This is a genomic window from Halomonas sp. GFAJ-1 (genome assembly GCF_000236625.2).
Classification (GTDB): Bacteria; Pseudomonadota; Gammaproteobacteria; order Pseudomonadales; family Halomonadaceae; genus Vreelandella.
The window spans coordinates 1-4,585 of sequence record NZ_AHBC01000045.1 but is presented as its reverse complement, the minus strand read 5'-3'; the positions used below and the strand labels follow the sequence as shown (position 1 = coordinate 4,585).

At 45.9% G+C, this 4,585-nt stretch carries 4 protein-coding genes; all 4 read left to right on the top strand.

All coding sequences use genetic code 11. The annotated features are described in order from the left end of the window. Window positions 1–160 precede the first annotated feature (160 nt). Entirely contained in the window at window positions 161–454 is a 294-nt protein-coding gene (locus MOY_RS13200) for a four helix bundle protein (RefSeq protein ID WP_050949578.1), read from the top strand. Between the two features lie 71 nt (window positions 455–525). Then, window positions 526–1,938, top strand: coding sequence for an MBL fold metallo-hydrolase RNA specificity domain-containing protein (locus tag MOY_RS13195; RefSeq protein WP_009100578.1), 1,413 nt, complete (start codon window positions 526–528; stop codon window positions 1,936–1,938). A 122-nt stretch (window positions 1,939–2,060) separates the two neighbouring features. After that, a complete protein-coding gene (locus MOY_RS13190) occupies window positions 2,061–2,873 on the top strand; it encodes an ABC transporter ATP-binding protein (protein WP_009100576.1) in 813 nt (270 codons plus the stop codon). Between the two features lie 11 nt (window positions 2,874–2,884). After that, window positions 2,885–4,585 (top strand): capsular polysaccharide export protein, LipB/KpsS family (locus MOY_RS17020; protein ID WP_009100574.1); only part of this gene is annotated, 1,701 nt, incomplete at its 3' end.

The window sequence follows — 4,585 nt, the reverse complement described above, 5'->3', positions numbered from 1 at the left end:
CGACGCCTATGCGATCAGCAAGCGCTAACGCTTCTTGCCGATAGGCATCTGAATAACGGGTATAGGATTTTTTCTTCATTGATGTCGTCGATCTTGCCATTGTTCACCTCATCGTAGCGTATTACATTCTTGAGGTGTCCACTGTTACTGGGCAAGATCAATCTATCTCATCACAGCGCAATTTCCTGATGACGAACGGTATGGCCTCACAAGTCAGATGCGTCGAGCCGTGGTGTCAGTTCCTAGTAACATTTCCGAAGGTGCAGCAAGGGGTAGTCAAAAAGACTTTATTCGTTTTTTGTTTATTGCACGTGGATCGTTGAGTGAAATTGAAACCCAACTGCTGATTGCCCAGCGTCTTGGCTACATTCAGGATGTGGGCACTACCATTGAGTTGATTAACCAAGTATCAGGTTTGCTAGGTGGGTTGATTCGCCATTTACAAAATCGATAATTACTCACAACTCACAACTCACAACTCACAACTCACAACTCACAACTCACAACTCACAACTCACAGCCCTCATGCTCAACATCATCCACCACGGCGGAGCCGTTGGCGTTACCGGCAGTTGCCACCAGCTTATCCTCAGCAGTGAACACTCACTATTAGTGGATTGTGGCTTGTTTCAGGGCGAAGACGAAGCGCAAGACAGCTTCCAGCAGCTGCAAATCGAATTCGATATCAGCACTGTAAAAGCCCTCATCATTACCCATGTACATATAGACCACGTAGGGCGACTGCCTTACCTGCTGGCTGCAGGCTTTAAAGGGCCTATCATTTGCTCTGTTCCTTCCGCCGTGTTGTTGCCGCTGGTAATTGAAGATGCGCTCAAAATCGGCTTTACCCGCAACGCCCAGCTTATTGAACGCTTTCAAGCCCAGCTAGCATCCCAAATCGTTAGTGTGCCCTACGGCAAATGGCATAACGTGGTCGAAAAATCCGGCGAAGGCGGCATTACCACTAGAGTGAAGCTCAAGCGGGCAGGGCACATTCTTGGTTCTAGCTATGTAGAAGTAGCCCACCAGGATGCCAGCGGCGAAAAAGAGCGAGTTGTGTTCAGTGGAGATTTAGGCGCCCCTTATGCACCGCTGTTACCCGCACCGCAATCACCCTACGGCTGCGAACAGTTAGTGCTGGAAAGCACCTACGGCGACCGGCTACATCCAAATCGCCGTAACCGCCGTGCCATGCTTAAAAAGGCTATAGAGCAAGCGCTTACTAACGGCGGCACGGTGATGGTACCCGCCTTCAGCATTGGCCGTACTCAAGAGCTGCTCTACGAGTTGGAAGGCATCATTTTTGAAGCCAGCGCGAAATCCAAACCCAGCCGCTGGAAAGCGTTAGAAATCATCGTTGACTCACCACTTGCCGCCCGTTTTACCCAGGTTTACCGCCAGCTAAAACCCTACTGGGATAATGAAGCCCAGCGCCGCCTGCGCAGTGGCCGCCACCCGCTCAACTTTGAAAATCTCTATACAGTAGAAAGCCACGAAGCCCATGAGCAAACCGTGGCGTACCTTGCAAAAACCGGCCGCCCAGCGGTAGTCATTGCCGCCAGCGGCATGTGCGCAGGCGGGCGCATCATGAATTACCTAAAGGCTATGTTAGGCGATGAGCGTCACCAAGTTTTATTCGTAGGCTACCAAGGCACAGGCACCCCAGGGCGCGCTATTCAACAATACGGCCCCCAGGGCGGTTGGGTAGAAATAGACGGCCAACGGTTTGATATAAAAGCAGGTGTCACCACTATTAGTGGATACTCCGCCCACGCAGACCAAAAGAACCTGCTCAACTTCGTCAAACGCATGCGCCGCTGGCCCCACACGATTCGTTTGGTGCACGGTGAACAAGCTGCTCGCATAGCGCTCAAAGATGAACTCGAAAGCCTCTATAAACGGAAAGGCAAAGAAGTGAGAGTAGTGATCGAGGCGTAATCACCATTCACMAYTCACAACTCACAACTCACAACTCACAACTCACAACTCACAACTCACAACTCACRAYTCACGATTCACGATTCACGATTCACSAYTCACACCTCACGATTCACAAACAAATGATCGAAATTCGTAATCTCTACAAGCGTTACCACAACCACCACGGTAGTGACTGGGTGCTGAAAGACATCAACCTCACCATACCCAAAGGGGTAAGCGTTGGCTTGATTGGCCCCAACGGCGCAGGTAAATCGACCCTGCTGCGCCTGATCGCTGGTATGGATACCCCCGATAGAGGAGAGGTCATACGCCACAGCCGTGTTTCATGGCCGGTGGGGCTATCGGGCGGCATGCAGAACAACATGACGGGGCGGCAGAATGTCAAGTTCGTGGCCAGGGCGCAAGGAAGTGATGTTGAAGAGGTTCAGCGAGTCATTCGGTTCGTACAGGACTTTGCAGAGATAGGTAGTTCGTTTGATGAACCGGTACGCACATACTCATCAGGCATGCGCTCAAGGCTTTCCTTTGGTCTATCGCTTGCCTTCGATTTCGATGTGTATATATCAGACGAAGCAACATCCGTAGGCGACTTGCGCTTCCGTAAGAAAGCCACATCAGCATTTAAAGAGAAGGTTGGCAAGGCCAGTATTATTATCGTTTCACACAGCGAAGGCATTTTGCGTGAATTATGCGATGCAGGAATATGGATAAACAATGGCGATGCTATCTGGTACGACAACGTGGACGATGCCATCAAGGCATACCATGACAGCATGGCGGAACAAGATGGCGATAATCAAACTCAAGGAGAGAGTGAAAGTGCGAACGAGCAAGAAGTGTTAGCTGCCAAAAAGCAAATGGAAGTGGCAAGAGCAGAATATCAAAAGCTGCGGGACCAGTACGCAGCCCTTCGTGATTCATATTTCGATTAATAGGTGAAACAGTGAGCAAGTTGACCAAGTTTTTTAAACATCCTGTCATGTTTTTTGAAGATGCCCAGAAAAATAAAAAGCTGAAAGAAGGCAAGCCCAAGATTTTTGTCGTGGGATTTAGTACCTGGAAAACATATCTACGCATGTATTTTTCAGAATACGATTTGGTTTTTCTACCTAAAGACATTAAAAAAAGTCAGTTCAATTCGCAGTATCGTAAGAAAATACTTTCTCTAAAAGACTCGTGCCAAGTATTTATCTGGGGATTCAAGGCACCTGAATATATATTGGAGTTTTTAAGAGAAGAAAAAGTTTCAACCAAGTTTGTTGAAGATGGTTTCGTGCGCTCCGTGCAACTGGGCGCCACCAAGGCACCACCCATGTCATTGTGCCTAGATAGTAAAACACCATATTTTGATGCTACAAGACCTTCCGAACTTGAAGATCTGCTCAATAATTTTGATTTTTCAAGCAAGCCGGAATTGATTGTTCAAGCAAAAGAAGGGATAAAGCTGCTCCTTAAAACGGGAGTGAGTAAATACAATAACAGCAAGTCAATTAAAGTCGAAAAAATTTATGGGCCTAAAGCTAACAAGCGAATACTTGTGTTAGGTCAGGTGGAAGATGATGCTTCAATTCAATATGGTTGTGATAAAAAACTAACCAATAATGATGTGGTGCGCTTGGCCGTTGAGGAGAACCCTGGTGCACAGGTCATATATAAGCCACATCCTGATGTGTTGAATGGGCATCGCCCGTATCAGTCTGACCCATCCGATGTTGAAAATATAGCATTGGTGCTCAAGAGAGATATTCCGCTGGCAAACGCCTTTGAAACGATTGACCATGTTTATACGATTACTTCTCTAGGTGGTTTTGAAGCACTATTGCGTGGTATTAAAGTTACTACATTAGGTTGTCCATTTTACTCTGGTTGGGGGCTGACTGATGAAAGACAGAGCAATAGTCGTCGAAATCGTACACTTACACTAGAGCAGTTGTTTGCAGTTTCATATTTGGTTTATCCTACGTATTATAATTCAACAACAGGTGATAGGTTAGGTTTTGATGAAGTGGTTTGGCTGATTAATAAAAGTGCTGCTAATTCAGCGTCTGTTATTCAAGCCAAGCAGTCAGCTAAAGCTATGTCGGAAGATAAGAAAAAAATAACTTCATCCTTGATGGTAAATGTTAGTGCTGGTTCTAAAGTAAATAAGCGTGGCTTTCTTATTGGGTTTGGGATGCATAAAATTAAGTTTTATGCTGATCAAATAACAGAGTACAATTGTTGGGCTTTAAATATGCCTGTATCAAAACAGGCAGCTTTAAGTGTAAGCCAGATCATGTCTGCGTGTTCTCCTAATGAAGGAGACGCATTCATAATCTGGGGGAAAAAAGAACCTGTAGGGCTTGAGGCACAAGCTTATTCACTTGGAATTGATGTTATACGAATCGAAGATGCGTTTATTCGGTCAATAGGCCTAGGAGGCCATCATGCTACACCATTATCATATATTTATGATAAAAGTGGCATATATTTTGATGCTAGTAAGCCATCGGAGTTGGAGCACATTCTTAGCGGTTATGACTTTCAATCAAACACTGAGTTAATGGAAAAAGCAAGATACACCATTGATCGGATGCTTGAGAATAAAACGAGTAAATATAATTATGCTAAAGATGTGGCGATAGAAGATTTATATGGACCGAAA

Coding starts and splice junctions, on each gene's coding strand:
- MOY_RS13195 (WP_009100578.1), top strand. CDS start 526: ATGCTCAACATCATCCACCACGGCGGAGCCGTTGGCGTTACCGGCAGT.
- MOY_RS13190 (WP_009100576.1), top strand. CDS start 2,061: ATGATCGAAATTCGTAATCTCTACAAGCGTTACCACAACCACCACGGT.